The organism is Gordonia aichiensis (assembly GCF_039946255.1).
In the GTDB taxonomy this organism is placed as follows: Bacteria; Actinomycetota; Actinomycetes; order Mycobacteriales; family Mycobacteriaceae; genus Gordonia; species Gordonia aichiensis_A.
On record NZ_JBCDWL010000006.1, the window covers coordinates 123,908 to 142,237 of the forward strand.

At 70.0% G+C, this 18,330-nt stretch carries 15 protein-coding genes and 2 tRNA genes; 6 read left to right on the forward strand and 11 right to left on the reverse strand.

Going from position 1 to position 18,330, the window contains the following annotated elements; translation table 11 throughout:
- Window positions 1-565 precede the first annotated feature (565 nt).
- Window positions 566-1,576, reverse strand: coding sequence for an NAD(P)H-dependent glycerol-3-phosphate dehydrogenase (locus AAFO60_RS09270; protein WP_347955900.1), 1,011 nt, complete (start codon window positions 1,574-1,576; stop codon window positions 566-568).
- Between the two features lie 119 nt (window positions 1,577-1,695).
- Here AAFO60_RS09270 and cofC point away from each other — a divergent pair, with 119 nt between their 5' ends.
- The 3 genes from cofC to AAFO60_RS09285 are packed head-to-tail and all read left to right on the forward strand — an operon-like array spanning window position 1,696 to window position 5,546.
- On the forward strand, window positions 1,696-2,421 hold the full coding sequence (gene cofC / locus AAFO60_RS09275) for a 2-phospho-L-lactate guanylyltransferase (RefSeq protein ID WP_347955901.1): 726 nt from the start codon (window positions 1,696-1,698) through the stop codon (window positions 2,419-2,421).
- Window positions 2,422-2,424: 3 nt separating this feature from the next.
- Window positions 2,425-4,641 (forward strand): RNA degradosome polyphosphate kinase, encoded by a 2,217-nt coding sequence (locus tag AAFO60_RS09280; protein ID WP_347955902.1) that lies wholly within the window; start codon window positions 2,425-2,427, stop codon window positions 4,639-4,641.
- Window positions 4,641-5,546 carry an NUDIX hydrolase gene (locus tag AAFO60_RS09285; protein WP_347955903.1) on the forward strand — a complete coding sequence of 302 codons (906 nt, stop codon included), beginning with the start codon at window positions 4,641-4,643 and terminating at the stop codon, window positions 5,544-5,546. The genes AAFO60_RS09280 and AAFO60_RS09285 overlap by 1 nt, the downstream gene beginning before the upstream one ends.
- Before the next feature lie 105 nt (window positions 5,547-5,651).
- On the opposite strand, the gene AAFO60_RS09290 is transcribed toward AAFO60_RS09285, so the two are convergent.
- From AAFO60_RS09290 to leuC, 3 genes are all read right to left on the reverse strand, one after another.
- The gene (locus tag AAFO60_RS09290) at window positions 5,652-6,359 is read right to left on the reverse strand and encodes an HU family DNA-binding protein (RefSeq protein ID WP_347955904.1); all 708 of its coding nucleotides are present in this window, start codon (window positions 6,357-6,359) and stop codon (window positions 5,652-5,654) included.
- 185 nt (window positions 6,360-6,544) lie between these two features.
- Complete coding sequence (leuD, locus tag AAFO60_RS09295; RefSeq protein ID WP_347955905.1) at window positions 6,545-7,135, reverse strand: 3-isopropylmalate dehydratase small subunit; 591 nt, start codon at window positions 7,133-7,135, stop codon at window positions 6,545-6,547.
- A gap of 36 nt (window positions 7,136-7,171) precedes the next feature.
- Complete coding sequence (gene leuC / locus AAFO60_RS09300) at window positions 7,172-8,608, reverse strand: 3-isopropylmalate dehydratase large subunit (protein ID WP_347955906.1); 1,437 nt, start codon at window positions 8,606-8,608, stop codon at window positions 7,172-7,174.
- A 141-nt stretch (window positions 8,609-8,749) separates the two neighbouring features.
- Between leuC and AAFO60_RS09305 the strand changes: the two genes are divergently transcribed.
- A complete protein-coding gene (locus AAFO60_RS09305) occupies window positions 8,750-9,475 on the forward strand; it encodes an IclR family transcriptional regulator (protein ID WP_347955907.1) in 726 nt (241 codons plus the stop codon).
- A gap of 43 nt (window positions 9,476-9,518) precedes the next feature.
- Window positions 9,519-10,019: a PPOX class F420-dependent oxidoreductase gene (locus tag AAFO60_RS09310; RefSeq protein WP_347955908.1), complete on the forward strand. Its 501-nt coding sequence runs from the start codon at window positions 9,519-9,521 to the stop codon at window positions 10,017-10,019.
- Window positions 10,020-10,606: 587 nt separating this feature from the next.
- On the opposite strand, the gene AAFO60_RS09315 is transcribed toward AAFO60_RS09310, so the two are convergent.
- From AAFO60_RS09315 to AAFO60_RS09340, 6 genes are all read right to left on the reverse strand, one after another.
- Window positions 10,607-10,679 (reverse strand) — tRNA-Glu (locus AAFO60_RS09315).
- Between the two features lie 52 nt (window positions 10,680-10,731).
- A tRNA-Gln gene (locus AAFO60_RS09320) sits at window positions 10,732-10,803 on the reverse strand.
- 218 nt (window positions 10,804-11,021) lie between these two features.
- On the reverse strand, window positions 11,022-12,503 hold the full coding sequence (gene gltX / locus AAFO60_RS09325) for a glutamate--tRNA ligase (protein ID WP_347955909.1): 1,482 nt from the start codon (window positions 12,501-12,503) through the stop codon (window positions 11,022-11,024).
- Window positions 12,504-12,517: 14 nt separating this feature from the next.
- Window positions 12,518-14,350, reverse strand: coding sequence for a glycosyltransferase (locus tag AAFO60_RS09330; RefSeq protein WP_347955910.1), 1,833 nt, complete (start codon window positions 14,348-14,350; stop codon window positions 12,518-12,520).
- Between the two features lie 31 nt (window positions 14,351-14,381).
- Window positions 14,382-15,215, reverse strand: coding sequence for an alpha/beta fold hydrolase (locus AAFO60_RS09335; RefSeq protein ID WP_347955911.1), 834 nt, complete (start codon window positions 15,213-15,215; stop codon window positions 14,382-14,384).
- Window positions 15,212-15,982, reverse strand: a complete 771-nt coding sequence (locus tag AAFO60_RS09340; protein ID WP_347955912.1) for a fumarylacetoacetate hydrolase family protein — start codon at window positions 15,980-15,982, stop codon at window positions 15,212-15,214. Before AAFO60_RS09340 ends, AAFO60_RS09335 begins: the two co-directional genes overlap by 4 nt.
- Before the next feature lie 101 nt (window positions 15,983-16,083).
- Here AAFO60_RS09340 and AAFO60_RS09345 point away from each other — a divergent pair, with 101 nt between their 5' ends.
- A complete protein-coding gene (locus tag AAFO60_RS09345) occupies window positions 16,084-17,301 on the forward strand; it encodes an MFS transporter (RefSeq protein ID WP_347955913.1) in 1,218 nt (405 codons plus the stop codon).
- On the opposite strand, the gene AAFO60_RS09350 is transcribed toward AAFO60_RS09345, so the two are convergent.
- Window positions 17,279-18,229, reverse strand: coding sequence for a DUF1648 domain-containing protein (locus AAFO60_RS09350; protein WP_347955914.1), 951 nt, complete (start codon window positions 18,227-18,229; stop codon window positions 17,279-17,281). The two genes, AAFO60_RS09345 and AAFO60_RS09350, sit on opposite strands and share 23 nt — an antisense overlap.
- Window positions 18,230-18,330 lie beyond the last annotated feature (101 nt).

The window sequence follows — 18,330 nt, forward strand, 5'->3', positions numbered from 1 at the left end:
GAAAACGCACCCCACGCCACCCGACCCCCCGAAACGCACCTCACCCCAGGCTCGTCGAGTAGCCCGCGAACGAAGAGAGCGAGCGTATCGAAACCCCAACAGGCCTCGATACGCGTCCTCCGCTACGCTCCGGCCGCTACTCGACCACCCTGAAACGCACCCCACGCCACCCGACCACCCCGAAACGCACCTCACCCCAGGCTCGTCGAGTAGCCCGCGAACGAAGAGAGCGAGCGTATCGAGACCCCGAAGGCCTCGATACGCGTCCTCCGCTGCGCTCCGGTCGCTACTCGACCACCCTGAAACGCACCCCACGCCACCCGACCACCCCGAAACGCGCCCCGCCCCAGGCTCGTCGAGTAGCCCGCGAACGAAGAGAGCGAGCGTATCGAGACCCCGAAGGCCTCGATACGCGTCCTCCGCTGCGCTCCTGTCGCTACTCGACCACCCTGAAAGCGCACCCCGCGCCACCCGGCCCCCGAAACGCACCCCACGCCCCAGGCTGGTCGAGTAGCCCGCGAACAAAGTGAGCGAGCGTATCGAGACCCCGCTACAGCAAGCAGAGTCAGGCCGGGCCGTACACCTCGGGCTTGGTGCTGCGGCCCAGCAGAGCGCTGACCATGTCGGGGACCGACATGCCCTCGTGGCACACCTGGTTGACGGCTTCGGTCAGCGGCATGTCGACACCGTGTTCGCGGGCGAGCGCGAGCACCGACGAGCACGATTTGACGCCCTCGGCGACCTGCCCGTTGGTGGCCGCCTGCGCCTCCTCCAGGCTGGCGCCCTCACCCATCCGCGCACCGAAGGTGCGGTTGCGCGACAGCGGCGACGAGCAGGTCGCGACCAGGTCGCCGATACCGGCCAGGCCGGCCAGGGTGGTGATGTCCGCGCCCAGCGCGATCCCGAGTCGGATCGTCTCGGCCAAGCCCCGGGTGATGATCGTGGCGAGAGTGTTCTCGCCGAACCCCATGCCCGAGGCCATCCCGCAGGCCAGGGCGATGACGTTCTTGGCGGCGCCGCCGATCTCGCAGCCGACCACGTCGGTGTTGGTGTACGGGCGGAAGTAGCCGGTGGCGAAGGCTGCCTGGACGCGTTTGGCCTGCTCTTCGTCGACGCATGCGACGACGGTCGCCGCCGGCTGCCCCTGCGCGACCTCCTTGGCGAGGTTCGGGCCGGTCAGGACCGTGATCTGTCGGGCCGGGAAGCCGGTGACCTCGGCGATCACCTCGCTCATCCGCTTGCCCGAGCTGATCTCGACGCCCTTGGCCAACGACAGCAGGATGGCGTCGGCGGGCAGATGGTCGCGCCACTGCTCCAGGTTGGCCCGCAGCGACTGCGAGGGCACCGCGCACACCACGAGGTCGGCGTCGGCGAGGGCGTCCGGCACCGACGTCACCGCGCGGATTCCGGCGGGCAGTTCGATGCCGGGCAGATAGTCGCCGTTCTCGTGGCGGGTGTTGATCTGATCGACCAGTTCGGCGCGCCGCGCCCAGATCACAACGTCGTTGCCCGCATCCGCGAGGACCTTCGCGACCGCCGTCCCCCACGACCCCGCACCCATCACTACTGCACGCAATTGCACTCCTCCGCCGGTGAACGAGACTGCCGCCCAGCCTATCGAACCGACCCTCCGGTTCGGGCCGGGTACCGGCGGTCCGCTGCGGGCCCGGATCGCCGGTGCTGCACCATGGACACATGCCCGTCGCAGCCCCGGTCGCCGTCGTCCTCGCCGTCAAACGCCTGGACGCCGCCAAGTCGCGGCTGACCCCGGTCGTCGGCACCGGCCCGCATCGGCGGGCCACAGTGGCCGCGATGCTCGCCGACACCCTCGCCGCGATCGCGGACGCCGGTTCCATGCACGTCACCGTCGTCAGTCCCGACCCGTACGTCCAGCGGGTGGCGGGCGAGGCGGGGGCCGCGGTGCTCGACGAGCCGACGCCGAGCGCCGAGCTCACCCCGCTGAACGCGGCCCTGGCCCACGGCATCGCCGACGGCGCGGCGCGGGCGCGCATCGTCGTCGCCGTTCAGGCCGATCTGGCGGCCCTCGACGCTGCGACCGTGCGCGAGGCCGTCGACGCCGCGGTCGAGGTGATCGAGGCGGGCGCGCGGGCCGCCTTCGTCGCCGACCGCACCGGCACCGGCACCGCTCTGCTGGCGGTCGTCGGACCGGACCCGATGACGCCGCGGTTCGGTCCCGCCTCGGCGGCCGCCCATCGCGCGGCGGGTGCGGTGGAACTCGACCCGGAGCACCGCCGATGGCCGCGGCTGCGCACCGATGTCGACACCCCGGACGATCTGGCGGCGGCGCTGGCCCTCGGCGTCGGGCCGCGCACCCGTGCCGCCCTGGCCGGCGCGCGCGACACGGGTGCCGCCGAAGGTGGCCGCCGGCAGGACAGTCCGGCCCCGATAGTTCACAATTGACCCGTGAGCGCCACGGACGAAATCGACAACGACTCCCTCACGGCCCTGCCTGCAGCGCTGCCGGCCGAGACGGTGGATCCAGACGAGGCCGCGGACCTGCCCGCCGACCGCTACTTCAATCGCGAGTTGAGTTGGCTCGACTTCAACTCCCGCGTGCTGGCGTTGGCGGAGGACGCCTCGCTGCCACTGCTCGAACGAGCGAAGTTCCTGGCGATCTTCGCCTCGAACCTGGACGAGTTCTTCATGGTCCGGGTCGCGGGCCTCAAACGTCGTGACGAGACCGGACTGTCGGTCCGGTCGGCCGACGGCCGCTCCCCCCGCGAGCAGTTGCAGATGATCGCGCTGCGCACCCAGAAGATCGCCGACCGACAGTCGCGCGTCTTCCGCGATGCGGTGGCCCCGGCCCTGGCCGAGGAGAACATCAAGATCATCGGCTGGGACGAGCTGACGCCCGTTCAGCGGGTCCGGATGCAGGATCACTTCCACAACGAGCTGTTCCCGATCCTGACCCCGCTCGCCGTCGATCCGGCCCACCCGTTCCCGTACATCTCCGGGCTGAGCCTGAACCTGGCCGTCACCGTCCGCGACCGTGCCGACGCCCCCGACGGCGCCGGGCAGTACGGCGGCGAGCACTTCGCGCGCGTCAAGGTGCCCGACAACGTGAGCCGCTTCGTCCGCGTCGACCAGCTGGTGCCGACCCCCGTCGACGACGCCGACGACGACGCCCCGCGGCCGGCCCTCTTCCTGCCGGTGGAGAACCTGATCGCGGCCAACCTGTCCGAACTGTTCCCGGGCATGGAGATCGTCGAGCACCACGTCTTCCGGGTGACCCGCAACGCCGACTTCGAGGTCGACGAGGACCGCGACGAGGATCTGCTGCAGGCGCTCGAACGCGAACTCGCCCGCCGCCGCTTCGGTTCCCCGGTGCGGCTGGAGGTCGGCGACGACATGACCGAGCACATGCTCGAACTGCTGCTGCGCGAACTCGACGTCGACCCGGCCGATGTGATCACGATCCCGGGCCTGCTCGATCTGACCTGCCTGTGGCAGATCTACGGCATCGACCGACCGCAGTTGAAGGAACGGCCCTTCGTCCCCGCCACGCACCCGGCGTTCGGTGAGCGCGAGACGCCCAAGAGCGTCTTCTCCACGCTCCGCGAGGGCGACGTGCTGGTCCAGCACCCGTACGATTCGTTCTCGACCAGCGTGCAGCGGTTCATCGAACAGGCCGCCGCCGACCCGCACGTGCTGGCCATCAAGCAGACCCTGTACCGCACCTCCGGCGACTCGCCGATCGTCGACGCGCTGATCGACGCCGCGGCCGCGGGCAAGCAGGTCGTCGCGCTGGTCGAGTTGAAGGCCCGCTTCGACGAGCAGGCCAACATCAAGTGGGCGCGCGCCCTCGAGCAGGCCGGCGTGCACGTGGTGTACGGACTGGTCGGACTCAAGACGCACTGCAAGACGTGCCTGGTGATCCGGCGCGAGGGGTCGACCCTGCGCCGCTACTGCCACATCGGCACCGGGAACTACAACCCGAAGACCGCGCGCCTGTACGAGGACGTGGGCCTGTTCACCGCCGCGCCGGAGATCGGCGCCGACCTGACCGACCTGTTCAACACGCTCACCGGCTATTCGCGGAAGCGGGAGTACCGCAACCTCCTGGTGGCCCCGCACGGCATCCGGACCGGCATCATCGACCGCATCGACGCCGAGATCGCGGCGCACCGGGCGGGCGACGGCCGGGCCCGCGTCCGGCTCAAGGCCAACGCCCTGGTCGACGAGCAGGTCATCGACGCGCTCTACCGGGCGTCCCAGGCCGGGGTCCCGGTCGAGGTCGTCGTGCGCGGGATCTGCGCGCTGCGGCCGGGGGTGCCCGGGCTCAGCGAGAACATCGTGGTGCGCTCGATCCTCGGGCAGTTCCTCGAGCATTCGCGGATCCTGCAGTTCGGGTCGCAGAACGAGTACTGGATCGGCAGCGCCGACATGATGCACCGCAACCTGGACCGACGCGTGGAGGTGATGGTCCAGGTGCGCGACCGCCGCTTGTCGGCCGACCTGGAGGACATCTTCGACTCGGCGCTGGATCCGCGCACCCGCTGCTGGGAGCTGCAGTCCGACGGCTCGTGGCTGGCCCGCCCGGCCGCGGGCGAGCAGGTCCGCGATCACCAGCGTCAGATGATGGTCCGGCACCGTCATCACGCCGAACCGGCCAAGCCCTGATGCCCGACCCGGTGCGGACGGTGTGGGCCGGCGGCGGCGTGCTGTGGAAGCCGAGCCGGTCGGCCGGCGTCAAGGTGGCCCTGGTGCACCGCCGCCGCTACGACGACTGGTCGCTGCCGAAGGGCAAGGCCGAACCCGGGGAGATCCTGCCGGTCACCGCAGCCCGCGAACTCGTCGAGGAGACCGGGTACAAGGTGCGGCTGGGCCATCACCTGCAGACGGTCGGTTATCGTCTCGGCTCGGGTGTTCCCAAGCGCGTGAGCTACTGGGCGGTGGAGGCCGTCGGCGGCGGTTTCCGGGCGAGCCACGAGTGCGACGATCTGACCTGGCTGTCGGTCGGCGACGCCATCGACAAGGTCAGCTACGACGCCGACCGGCAGGTGCTGCACACCTTCGCCGCACGCCCGATCCGGTTGCTGCACACGCTGATCGTGGTCCGGCACGCCTGGGCGGGCACCCCGGAGGGGTTCGCCGGCGACGACCGACTGCGCCCGCTGGACGACTGCGGACGCCGACAGGCCCGCGCCTTGGACGCCCTGCTGCCGCTGTACGGCGCACATCGGTTGCACGCCGCGGACCGCACCCGGTGCGTGCAGACGCTGGCGCCGCTGGCGCAGTCGTTGCGGACCGACATCAAACCCGAGCCCACGCTGTCCGAGGAGGCCTTCGCCGCCGATCCGGACGCGGCCTACGAGCGACTGCGCAAGATCGGCCGCAAGACCGGCGCCATCCACGTCGTCTGCAGCCAGGGCGGGGTGATCCCGCCGCTGCTTCGCCGCTGGGCGGCCGTCGATGGCGCCGGCCTCCCGCACTCGGAGAACCTCAAGGGCAGCGTGTGGATCCTGACGCTGCGCGACGGCGATCTGGTGGCCGCCGACCACATTCCGAGCCCGCTGGCGGTCTGAACCGCCGACCGCGGCACGTGAGGGTATTGACGCGAATCGGCCCCCGCTCGGCTGGTGAGCGGGGGCCGATTCGCGTCAATACCCCTCGGCGGCAGGAACGTTCGGTCAGTCGGTTGCCTCACTCCCCGACTCGGTCTTCGGGGCCGCCTTCTTCGCTGCGGTGGTCTTTGCTGGGGTCTTCTTCGCGGCGGTGGTCTTCTTCGCTGCGGGCGCCTCCTTGGCCGGGCTCTTCTTCGCCGCAGTCTTCTTCGCGGCGGTCGTCTTGGCCGGCGTCTTCTTCGCCGCGGTCTTCTTGGCCGGGGTCGGCTTGGCCGGGGTCTGCTTGGCCGGGGTCTGCTTGGCCGGGGTCTGGGCCGCGGGCGCCTTCTGCGCGGGTGCGGCCGTCTTCTTGGCCGCCGTCTTCTTCGCAGCCGTCTTCGCGGCCGTCTTCTTGGCGGCAGTCGACTTCGTCGCGGCCTTCTTGGTCGCGGTCCCGGTACCGGTCGTGGGGTCGGCCGACGCGCGCTTCACCGCGGGCTGACCGGCCTTGAGCTTCTGCTTGCCCGAGACGATCGCTTTGAACTGAGCCCCCGGACGGAAGGCCGGGATCGAGGTCGCCTTGACCTTCACCGTCTCTCCGGTCCGCGGATTGCGGGCGACGCGCGCGGCCCGACGACGCTTCTCGAAGACACCGAAGCCGGTGATCGTGACGCTCTCGCCCTTGTTGACGGCGCGCACGATGGTGTCGATGACCTGTTCGACGAAGTTGGTTGCTGTCTTCCGGTCCGAATCGAGTCTCTTGGTGAGTTCCTCGATGAGATCTGCCTTGTTCATCCGTACCTCCGCGGGACTTCCACTGGCCGGGCGTGCCAGCTTATCCACACGGTAAACGGGTTGCCGCTCGATTGAGGCCAACCAGCGCAAATTCCCTCGAGAAGTTCGGTCGCAGAACGGAACACTCACGGCGACGGGCGAAATCGCCTGTCGCCGTGAGTGTACGGAATGTCCGATCGATTAAGTCACGGCAGCGTGGTCGGTTTGAACGAGGGCCGACGCGACTCGAACTCGGTGATCGCCTCGGTCTGGCGCAGGGTGAGGCCGATGTCGTCGAGCCCCTCCATCAGCCGCCAGCGCGTGTAGTCGTCCAACTGCAGCGGGACCACCAGGTCGCCGGCGGTGACGGTCATGTCCTCCAGACTGACGGTCAGCTCGAGGCCGGGCTCGGCTTCCAGCCGCTTCCACAGGAGTTCGACGTCGGGCTGATCCACTTGCGCCGCAACGAGACCCGCCTTGCCGGAGTTGCCGCGGAAGATGTCGGCGAAGCGCGAGGAGATGACCACGCGGAAGCCGAAGTCCATGAGCGCCCAGACGGCGTGCTCGCGCGAGGAGCCGGTGCCGAAGTCGGGGCCGGCCACCAAGACCGAGCCGCGGCTCCACGGCTCGTTGTTGAGGATGAAGTCGGGGTCGTTGCGCCAGCCGGCGAACAGCCCGTCTTCGAAGCCGGTGCGGGTCACGCGCTTGAGGTAGACGGCCGGGATGATCTGGTCGGTGTCGACGTTGCTGCGCTGCAACGGAACTCCGACACCGGTGTGGGTGATGAACGGTTCCATGTCAGGTCCTTCGGGTCAGAGGAGTTCGCGAGTCGGCTAGTCGAGGTCCGCGGGGGCCGACAGGGTGCCGCGGACCGCGGTGGCCGCGGCGACCGCCGGCGAGACCAGGTGGGTGCGCCCGCCCTTGCCCTGGCGTCCCTCGAAGTTGCGGTTCGAGGTCGAGGCACAACGCTCGCCCGGCGCCAACTGGTCGGGGTTCATGCCCAGGCACATCGAGCAGCCGGCCATCCGCCACTCCGCGCCCGCCGCGGTGAAGATCTCGCCGAGGCCCTCCTCGTCGGCCTGTGCGCGAACCTTCATCGAGCCGGGCACCACGAGCATGCGCATGCCCTCGGCGACCTTGCGGCCCTTGAGGATCGCCGCCACGGCGCGCAGGTCCTCGATGCGGCCGTTGGTGCACGAGCCGACGAAGACGGTGTCGACCTTGACCTCGCGCAGCGGCGTGCCCGGCGTGAGGTCCATGTACTCCAGGGCGCGGGCGGCCGCCAACGACTCGGTCTCGTCGGCGATGTCGGCGGGATCGGGCACGTCGGCGCCCAGCGGAAGTCCCTGCCCGGGGTTGGTGCCCCAGGTGACGAACGGGGTCAGCGCGGAGGCGTCGATGTGCACCTCGCGGTCAAAGACGGCGTCGTCGTCGGTCCGCAGCGAATCCCAGTACGCGACGGCGGCGTCCCAGTCGGCGCCCTGCGGGGCGTGCGGGCGCCCCTTGAGGTATTCGTAGGTGACGGCGTCGGGGGCGATCATGCCCGCGCGCGCGCCCGCCTCGATCGACATGTTGCAGATCGTCATGCGGGCCTCCATCGACAGCTTCTCGATGGCCGGTCCGCGGTACTCCAGGACGTGTCCCTGGCCGCCGCCGGTGCCGATCTCGGCGATGACGGCGAGGATCAGATCCTTGCTCGTGACGCCCTCGGGCAGCTCGCCGTCGACGGTGATCGCCATCGTCTTGAAGGGCCGCAACGACAACGTCTGGGTGGCCATCACGTGCTCCACCTCGGAGGTGCCGATGCCCATCGCCAGCGCCCCGAAGGCGCCGTGGGTCGAGGTGTGGCTGTCGCCGCACACCACGGTCATGCCGGGCTGCGTCAGGCCCAGCTGAGGGCCGACCACGTGCACGATGCCCTGCTCGGTGTCGCCCATCGGGTAGAGCCGGACCCCGAACTCCTCGCAGTTGCGGCGCAGGGTCTCCACCTGCAGCGCGGACACCTGGTCGGCGATCGGGCTGAAGATGTCGACGGTCGGGACGTTGTGGTCCTCGGTCGCGATCGTGAGGTCGGGGCGGCGCAGCTTCCGTCCGGCCATACGGAGGCCGTCGAAGGCCTGCGGGCTGGTGACCTCGTGCACCAGGTGCAGGTCGATGTAGATCAGGTCGGGGTTGGTGTTGCCGCTCGCATCGGCCTCGCCCGGAACGACGACGTGGTCGTCCCAGACCTTCTCGGCCAGCGTGCGCGGACTTCCGGCGCTCTGCGTCATGAGCTCACTCGCATCTTCTAGTAGTTTCCGCTTGTGTCGGGCGAGGAGGCGCCGTCGACGCGGTCCGGGCTGGGGCCGACGTCGGCGGGGTCTGCGACCCTCGACTTTCAATCTCAGTATTTGGACGGCTAATATCGTCCTATGGGAAAGGATAGCGGAATCGGCGTCTTGGACAAATCTGTGATGATTCTCCACGTCGTCGCCGAAGCCCCGCGCAATCTCGGCGAGCTGTGCGACGCCACCGGACTGCCGCGCGCCACGGCGCATCGCCTGGCGGTCGGACTCGAGGTCCATCAGCTCGTCGCGCGCGACGAAGGCGGCCGCTGGATCCCCGGCCCCACGCTCGGCCGACTCGCCGCCACCGCGCGCGACGCCGTCCGCGACGCCGGCCTCATGGTGCTCCCCCGACTCCAGGAGATCACCGGCGAGTCCGTCCAGCTGTACCGCCGCGAAGGCGCCGAACGCGTCTGCATCGCCGCGGCCGAGCCGCCCACCGGTCTGCGCGACACCGTCCCGGAAGGCACCCGCCTGCCGATGTCGGCCGGTTCGGCCGCGAAGGTGCTCGCCGCCTGGGCCGACCCCGACACCCTGCGCACCATCCTGGCCGACGCCGCCTACACCGATCGGAGCCTCGCGGAGATCCGCCGCCGCGGCTGGGCCCAGAGCGTCGCCGAACGCGCCGCGGGCGTCGCCAGCGTCTCCGCGCCGGTCCGCGACGCGACCGGCGCCGTCGTCGCCGCGGTCTCCATCTCGGGCCCCGTCGACCGCATGGGCCGACGCCCCGGCGACCGCTGGGCGCCGGACCTCGTCGCCGCCGCGGACGACATCAGCGCACGGCTGGGACACGCCGCACCGGCACAGATGTGACCTCCGTCGCCGCCTCGTCCGCCGCGGCGGTTACGGTCGGCTCATGGGAATCAATCAGCGCGCCTCCATCGTGATGACCGACGACGAGATCGAGACGTTCATCGCGCGTCGCCGCATCGCCAACCTCGCCACCCAGGGCAAGACCGCATCCCACCTGACCGCCATGTGGTACGCGGTGATCGACGGTGAGATCTGGTTCGAGACCAAGGCCAAGTCGCAGAAGGTCGTGAACCTGCGCCGCGACCCCCGCGCCACCGTCCTCATCGAAGCCGGCGACACGTACGACACCCTCCGCGGCGTCAGCATCGAGGGCACCGTCGAGATCCACGACGACCCCGACGCCTGCTTCGCCGTCGGACGCAGCGTCTGGGAGCGCTACAACGGCCCGTACACCGACGACCTGCGGCCCGCCGTCGAAGCGATGATGAACAAGCGCGTCGCCGCGCGACTGGTGCCGACCCGTACCCGATCGTGGGACCACCGCAAGCTCGGCCTGCCCGCCATGCCCGTCGCCGGCTCGACCGCCCAGTGGCTCGACGACTGAGCGGTCCGGGCCGTCGTCTCGATACGCGTCCTCCGCTGCGCTCCGGTCGCTACTCGACAACCCTGGGAGGGGCCGCCCGCGCAGGCAGTTGAGAAGCCCCCTCGGGCCGTTGAGAAGCCACCCCCACCCCCAGGCTCGTCGAGTAGCCCGGCCCCCAGGCTGGTCGAGTAGCCCGCGAACGAAGAGAGCGAGCGTATCGAGACCCACAAACGATCCACGCCGTCGTCTCGATACGCGTCCTCCGCTGCGCTCCGGTCGCTACTCGACAACCCTGGGAGGGGCCGCCCGCGCAGGCAGTTGAGAAGCCCCCTCGGGCCGTTGAGAAGCCACCCCCACCCCCAGGCTGGTCGAGTAGCCCGCGAACGAAGAGAGCGAGCGTATCGAGACCCACAAACGATCCACGCCGTCGTCTCGATACGCGTCCTCCGCTGCGCTCCGGTCGCTACTCGACAACCCTGGGAGGCCGATCGCCCCGCCCCAGGCCCGCGAACGAAGTGAGCGAGCGTATCGAGACCCGGGAACCCACTGCATGGCGAAGGACCCCGGCTCCACACTTTCGGCGTGGAGCCGGGGTCTTTCACTTTCTGTAGCCCCGACGGGATTCGAACCCGCGCTACCGCCTTGAGAGGGCGGCGTCCTAGGCCGCTAGACGACGGGGCCCTAGAACAACTGTTCAGTTATGAGGCACAAAGATTAGCATCTCTGTACATCGCTGGGGTACCAGGACTCGAACCTAGAATGGCTGAACCAGAATCAGCTGTGTTGCCAATTACACCATACCCCAAGGGTTTGATCCGAAATTAACCAGGTTCGTGTTTCCAGCTTCGCGCTGGTTTCCCCTGCTGCTTTCCGGGCCGGGAAGAACAATACCAACAACACCCACCCGGAACGCAAATCGGCTGGTCAAACGCCATCCCGAGGCCCAGAACGACGCAAGGCCGTCGTTCGGTGCCACCAGGTGACACCAAACGACGGCCTTGTCGACATGTCGATCCGGGCCGGCTACCGCGCCGCGGACAGCTCCCGCGCCCGACGCAGCCGCGCCAACGACGACTCGCGTCCGAGCAGCTCCATCGACTCGTACAGCGGCGGGCTCACCGCGGCACCGGTGACACCGACGCGCACCGGACCGAACGCCTTACGCGGCTTCAGCTCCAGACCGTCCACCAGAGCGCTCTTGAGCGCCTCCTCCAGGGTCGGGGTGTCCCACGATCCGACCGCCTCGCATGCGGCGATCGCGGCGTCCAGAACGGCCGTCGCGTCCCCGCCCAGGTTCTTGTTCACCGACTTCTCGTCGTAGACCAGCTCCTCGTCGGAGACGAACAGGAACTTGATCAGATCCCAGGCGTCGCCGAGCACCTGGATGCGCGTCTGCACCAGGTCCGCGATGACGGCCCAACGCACCGCGTCGACCGGCTCGGACAGCTGGCCGCCGCGGAGGAGGAAGGCCTGCAGACGGGCCGCGAAATCGGCGGGCTCCAGCCGACGGATGTGCTCGGCGTTGATCGAGTCGGCCTTGCGCTGATCGAACCGCGCGGGATTCGAGTTGACGTTGCGGACGTCGAACGCCTCGATCATCTCCTCCAGCGTGAAGATGTCGTGGTCGGCCGAGATGCCCCACCCCAGCAGCGCCAGGTAGTTGAGCAGCCCCTCCGGGATGAAGCCGCGGTCGCGGTGATGGAACAGGCTCGACTCCGGATCGCGCTTGGAGAGCTTCTTGTTGCCGTCTCCCATCACGAACGGCAGATGCCCGAACTCCGGGACCGCGTCGGCCACACCGATGCGCATCAACGCCTGATAGAGCGCGATCTGACGCGGCGTCGAGGGCAGCAGGTCCTCACCGCGCAGCACGTGCGTGATCTTCATCATCGCGTCGTCCACCGGGTTGACCAGCGTGTACAGCGGGTCGCCGTTACCGCGCGTCAGCGCGAAGTCGGGCACCGTGCCGGCCTTGATGGTGGTGGTCCCACGCACCAGGTCGTCCCACACCAGATCCTCGGCGGGCATCCGCAGCCGGACCACCGGGGCCCGCCCCTGCGCGCGGTACTCGGCACGCTGCTCGTCGGTGAGGTCGCGATCGAAGTTGTCGTAGCCGAGCTTCGGATCGCGCCCCGCCGCCTTGTGCCGGGCCTCCACCTCCTCGTTGGTGGAGTACGCCTCATAGGCCTCCCCCGCCGCCACGAGCTTCGCGACGACATCCAGGTGGATCTGCTTGCGCTCGGACTGCCGGTACGGGCCGTACGGGCCGCCGACCTCCGGCCCCTCGTCCCATTCCAGGCCCAGCCAGCGCAGGGCGTCGAGGATCGCCTCGTACGATTCCTGACTGTCGCGCGCGGCATCGGTGTCCTCGATGCGGAAGACGAAGGTGCCGCCGACATGGCGGGCCTGGGCGAAGTTGAACAACGCGGTGCGGGCGAGGCCGACGTGCGGAGTTCCGGTGGGTGACGGGCAGAAGCGGACGCGAACGTTCTCGGCACTGGTCATGGCCACGATGTTAGTCAGTCTGAGGTGAAGAGCCGTTCCCAGTTCTCCCGACTCGTGAGCTGCGGCACTGCCTCGCGCCACGCGCGCTGCGCCTGCGGCCCGTGCCGACGCAGTTCCCAGCACAGGCGCGCCAGCTCCCGACCCAGCTTCAGGGCGAGCGCGCGATCGAAGGTCCGCACCCGCACCCCGGTCTGCGAGGCGTCGGTGACCACCGCCGAGGCGAACCGCCCGACGTGCCACCAGTGCGCGTCACGCGCGCCGATCGCGACCTGCCCGGGCAGCGACCGTCCCAGTGTCTGCTGCAAGCCGCGTTTGACGAGCACCGCACGCGAGAACCGCGGGTCCGGCTCGGGCGGGGCCTTCGCGATCGGCGGGTCGGCGATGTCGGCAGCCGGCCGCAAGCCGGTGTCCGGGTAGCCGGCGCGGGCGGCATTCACCTCGGCGAGCTTGCGCCGACCGCCGTCGACCAGCACCAGCGGGCCGTCGAGGAAGTCGCGGGTGGCTTGCAGTTCGGTCGCCGCCTGCCCGTACTTGAGGCCGACGATCAGCTCACCGATGCGCTCGGCCACCGCCGCGGCGATGCGCGACGGCTCGAACGCCGAATGCAGGGCCGCCGTGACCAGCGCATTGCGGTGACCGAAGTACGACGACCAGTCGTCGATGTCCTTGAGGTGGAAGTCCGCGTGCCAGACGCCCGCGTTCGGCAGCGTCACCGTCGGGAATCCCGCCGCACCGCACCGCACGCCGTACTCGATGTCGTCCCACTTGATGAAGTACGGCATCGGCAGGCCCACGGCGTCGATCGCCTCACGCGGGATCAGGCACGACCACCACGCGTTGTACCCGGCCACCACCCGCTGCTCCTGGTGGACCTTGAGTGCGTTGATGCCGCGTCGCGCGTGCGCGGGCGGCACGGTGCAGTCCAGATTCGCCAGGTCGACGGTCTCGGCCGTCATGTGGACGCGGGTGGTCTCCGACAGCAGCAGCATCTGGGCGCCCACCAGCACCGGTTTGCGGGCCAGTCCGGCGAAGGCCGTCATCCGCAGGATCGACTCCGGCTCGCACAGGATGTCGTCGTCCATGACCAGGATGTCGGAGACCGGCCGGCCGGCCGCCGTCGCCTCGAAGATGCCGCGGGAGAAGCCGCCGCTGCCACCGAGATTGGGCTGTCGCAGATACTGCAGCCGATCGCCGAGCGAGGCCTGCAGGGCGTCGAAGCCCGGCGCCCGGCAGACCAGCTCGGTGCCTTGATCGACCAGGTACACCGCGCCGATCCGCTCGGCCAGGTCGGGGTCGGCGGCCACGGCCCCGACGGTCGTCACCGCGTCGAGCGGCCGATTGAAGGTGCACACCACCACCGACACCGGCCGATCGCGGACCCGGCGCCCCTCGGCGTACCAGCGCGCCGCCTCGACGCTCGCTTCGCCGCCGACCGCCGCGAGATCGAACCACACCGCGCCGCCGTCGAGGAATCGGTCGATCGGCACCGGCAGGCAGGCGCGGCCGGCGCCGGTGAACCGGTGCACGGTCAGCGGACGCTCCCGCCCGCTGATGTCCGAGGCCCGCAGCTGCACGTGCAAGGTCGCCCCGTCGGCGCACCGGTAGTCGAATTCGACGGCGACCGCGCCCAGGTCGCTGTATCGCTGCCAGTAGCTGGCGGCCAGTCGCCCGAAGTAGGTGTTGGTGCTCAGCTCGGCGCCGTCGGACAGAACCGCCCGATCCCGCTCGACGCGGACCGTCGAATCCGCACGGTCGACGTACAGACCGCGGTCCACGCGCGGGGCGACACTCGCGAAGAAGGTGCGCTGCAGGAGCGTCCCGGTCCGATTCGAAGGATTGTCGGACATGGGCCACTCCCTGGTCGTAGCGCCGTCCCCCTCAGCGGTGGCGGCTCAGGAAATCGAGGATAAGGGAATTCACCTCGTCCGGCCGCTCGATATAACCGTAATGGCCGGCTCGTTCGACTACTCGGTATTCGGCGGCCGGAATCGCCTGGGAGACCTCCTCCGCGAGGTAGGACGGCAATGTCCGGTCGTCGGCGAAGCCGACCACCAGGCACGGGGCGGTGATGTTCCGGTAGGCCGCCAGCCGGTTCTGCTCGCGATCGTGCAGCCCCAACTGCGCCCGCACGCCCGCGGACTTCGTCTGCCCGCTGAACCCGATGATGTCGAGCCAGTCCCGCGCATCGCGGTCGTCGGCGAGCGTGTGGGGCGAGAGGTTCAGGTGTGCGGTGACCGCGGCGTGGTAGGAGTCGGGCAGGGTGATGTCGTTGTCGATGAGTTCGCGTTCGCCGGCCGACACCGCCTCCAGCATCGGCGTCGGACGGCCGTAGGTCGCGAGCATCACGGCCGCCTTCACCAGATCGGGGCGGGCCAGGGCCAGCTCCTGGGTGATCCGCGCGCCCAGCGACGTGCCGATCACCAGGGCCGGACCACCGAGGTGCTCGATGAGCGCGGCGGTGTCGGCGACCATGTCGGCCAGGGTGAAGCCCTCGGCGCACTCGCTCGACGGCGCGATCCCGCGATTGTCGAAGGTCGCCACCCGGTAGCCCGCCTTGATCAGGGCGGGCTGCTGGTGCGCGTGCCACACCCGGCCCGGGCTGCCGGTGCCCATCACCATCACCACCAGCGGACCGGTGCCCGCGACGGTGTACGACAGGGTGATGCCGTTGAGCCGGACGGTCTGCGGCCGTGCGACCGCCGGGCGGGTCACTTGTCGACCACCGGGTTGCTCAGGGTGCCGATGCCGTCGACGGTCACCGAGACACGCTGACCGGCGACCATCGGTCCGATGCCCTCGGGGGTTCCGGTCAGGATGACGTCGCCCGGCAGCAGGGTCATGACGCTCGAGACCCATTCGATGATCTCGCCGATGTCGTGGAGCATCAGCGAGGTGCGGCTCGACTGCTTGACCTGCCCGTCGAGTTCGGTCTTGATCGCGACGTCGGACGGATCGAGGTCGGTGACGATCCACGGCCCCAGCGGGCAGAAGGTGTCGTAGCCCTTGCCGCGCGTCCACTGCCCGTCGTACTTCTGCTGGTCTCGCTCGGTGACGTCGTTTGCGACGGTGTAGCCCAGGATCACGTCCTTGGCCTTGGCCGCGGGCACGTCCTTGCACGGGCGGCCGATGACGACGGCCAGCTCGCCTTCGAAGTCGACGCGGGTGGCCGACGCGGGACGCACGATCGGCGCCTCGGGACCGACGATCGAGGTGTTGGGCTTGAGGAAGATCACCGGGTCGGCGGGCGCCTCGCCCCCCATCTCGGCGGCGTGTGCCGCGTAGTTCTTGCCGATGGCGATGATCTTGGTCGCCAGGATCGGCGCCAACAGGCGCGTCTGCGACAGCGGCCACGTGCGCCCGGTGAACTTCGGATCTCCGAAGGGGTGCTCGGCGATCTCACGGGCGGTCTCGTTGCCCGGATCGCCCTCGATGGCCACGAAAGCGACCCCGTCCGGACTGGCTATACGACCCAATTTCATGCCCTCCAGGCTAACGCACCAAAAGCACAGTTTTATACTGTGAAACGCAAATATCAATATGTGAGACGCGACTGCCGTCGTCGCAGCAACAGGAGGCCGACATGCCCGACCGGACCGGGGACATCTCGAACGGACGCGCCTGGACCATGCTCGCCTGCTCGCTCCTGGCCGCGATGACCACCACCTGCGCGACCGCGGGCGTGGCGTACGTGATCCCCGAACTGCACCGCGCACAAGGGATGTCGCTGACGGCGGCGGCCGCGCTGGCCGCCATTCCGACCATCGGGCTGACGCTGACGATCATCGCCTGGGGTGTGGCCCTCGATCGGTTCGGCGAACGCCGGGTGCTGATCGTCTCGCTGCTGGTGACCCTGGCGGGCACCGTCGTCACCCTGGTCGCCGCGGCCGCCGGAGCGGGTTTCGGACCGTTGGCCGCCGGACTGCTGCTCGGCGGTCTGGGCGCGGGGGCCGCCAACGGCGCCAGCGGCCGGATCGTCGTCGGCTGGTTCCCCGCACGGCAGCGGGGTACCGCGATGGGCATCCGGCAAATGGCTCAACCGCTCGGCATCGCCGTGTGCGCGCTGACGATGCCCGTGCTGGCGGCCGGCCCCGGACTGGTCGCCGCGTTCGCCGTCCCCGTCACGGTCACCGCGCTGGGACTGGCGGCCGTCGTCTTCGGAGTCATCGATCCGCCGCTGACGCGGGCCGAGAGCGGCGCGCCCGCACCGAACCCCTACCGGGGCGCCACGTTCCTCCAGCGCGTCCACGCGGTGAGCGTGCTGCTGGTGATCCCGCAGTCGATGCTGTGGACCTTCGTGCCGGCGTGGCTGATCGTCGGGCACGGGTGGACCCCGCTGAGCACCGGGATCCTGGTCACCGCCACCCAGGTGCTGGGCGCCGCCGGCCGCATCGTCGCCGGCCGCGTCTCGGATCTGTGGGGGTCACGGATGCGGCCGATCCGCGTGATCGCGGTGGCGGCGGCCGCGGGAACGGCGGCACTCGCCCTCGCCGACTGGCTCGACTCGCCGGTCGCCGCCGCCGTGATGGTGTTCGCGACCGTCAGTTCGGTGGCCGACAACGGGTTGGCGTTCACGGCCATCGCCGAGTTCGCCGGGCCGTCATGGAGCGGACGCGCACTCGGCGTGCAGAACACCGCTCAGTATGTGACGACGGCGGCGGGCACCCCGGTGCTCGGCGGCCTGATCCAGGCCGCCGGCTATCCGGCGGCGTTCGCCGCGGCCGCGCTGGCGCCGCTGGTCGCGATCTGCCTGGTCCCGCACGACGCGGGCCCGGAACTCACCGAGACACGAGTGCGTTGAGGATCGCGGCGGCGTCCTCGGCGCCGTCGACGACCACGACCTCGCGTCGGTCGGCGGCGACCACCAGCAGCGCCGGGCCGGACCGCAGGACGAATCCCTTCGCGCCGCGCAGGTTCCGGCGACCCGACACTCGATAGCCCCAGCCGCCGAAGTCGCGCAGCGCGTGGACGTCGACCACTTCGGCGCGGCGGATCTCGGCGAGCGGCACCTCGATCTTGGGCCAGCCCAGCCGGCTGCCCGCACGGAAGCCCTGCTCCGAGACGCTCACCTGCACCGAGCCGGTCAGTCCCACGCCGACCAGCGCGACCACCACCGCGACCCCGATCATGACCCAGTTCGACATCACCACGCCGAGTCCGACCAGGACCGCCACCGAGGCCCCGACCGTCAGCAGGCCGCCGACGCCCATCGACGCACGACCGTGCCACTCGCGGCGACCGGCCGCGTCGACCGGTGTGCGGCCAGCGCGGGGCAGATCGGCGTAGTCGACGGCCCGGACCGGGGTCAGCAGACCCACCCCGCCGCCGATGATCACCGCGAGCACCCCGGCCCCGACGATGATCCACACGGGCGCGGTCGCGGCCGCGGCGTCGGACAGGCCGCGCTGACGGGAGGTGATCGCGACCTCCACGGCGATCACGAACACCGCGGTGCCCGCACCCAGCCCGGTGACGATCCGCGCGGTGGTCGGATCCGACACCCGGAAGGCGCCGATCCCGGCGATCACCGCGCCGATCACGGCGGTGACCGCGGTCATCACCAGCAGGCTGGTCACCGAGGAGAAGCCGTCGGCGGTGCCGTCTGCGCGGAAGTGCGAGGCCACCGGATCGGGGAGATCGCCCGACCACAGAGCGAGCAGCACTCCCCCGACGACCCCGGCCAGCAACGCCACAAGCGGGCCCGACACCCGCCGCACAGTCTCACCCATGCCGTCCACCGTAGTCGGCGACGGTCGGGGCGCAGACGCCGGAGCCGCCGAGACCAATCGGTCTCGGCGGCTCCGGAACTCGTGCTCTCGCGGGTCTGCGA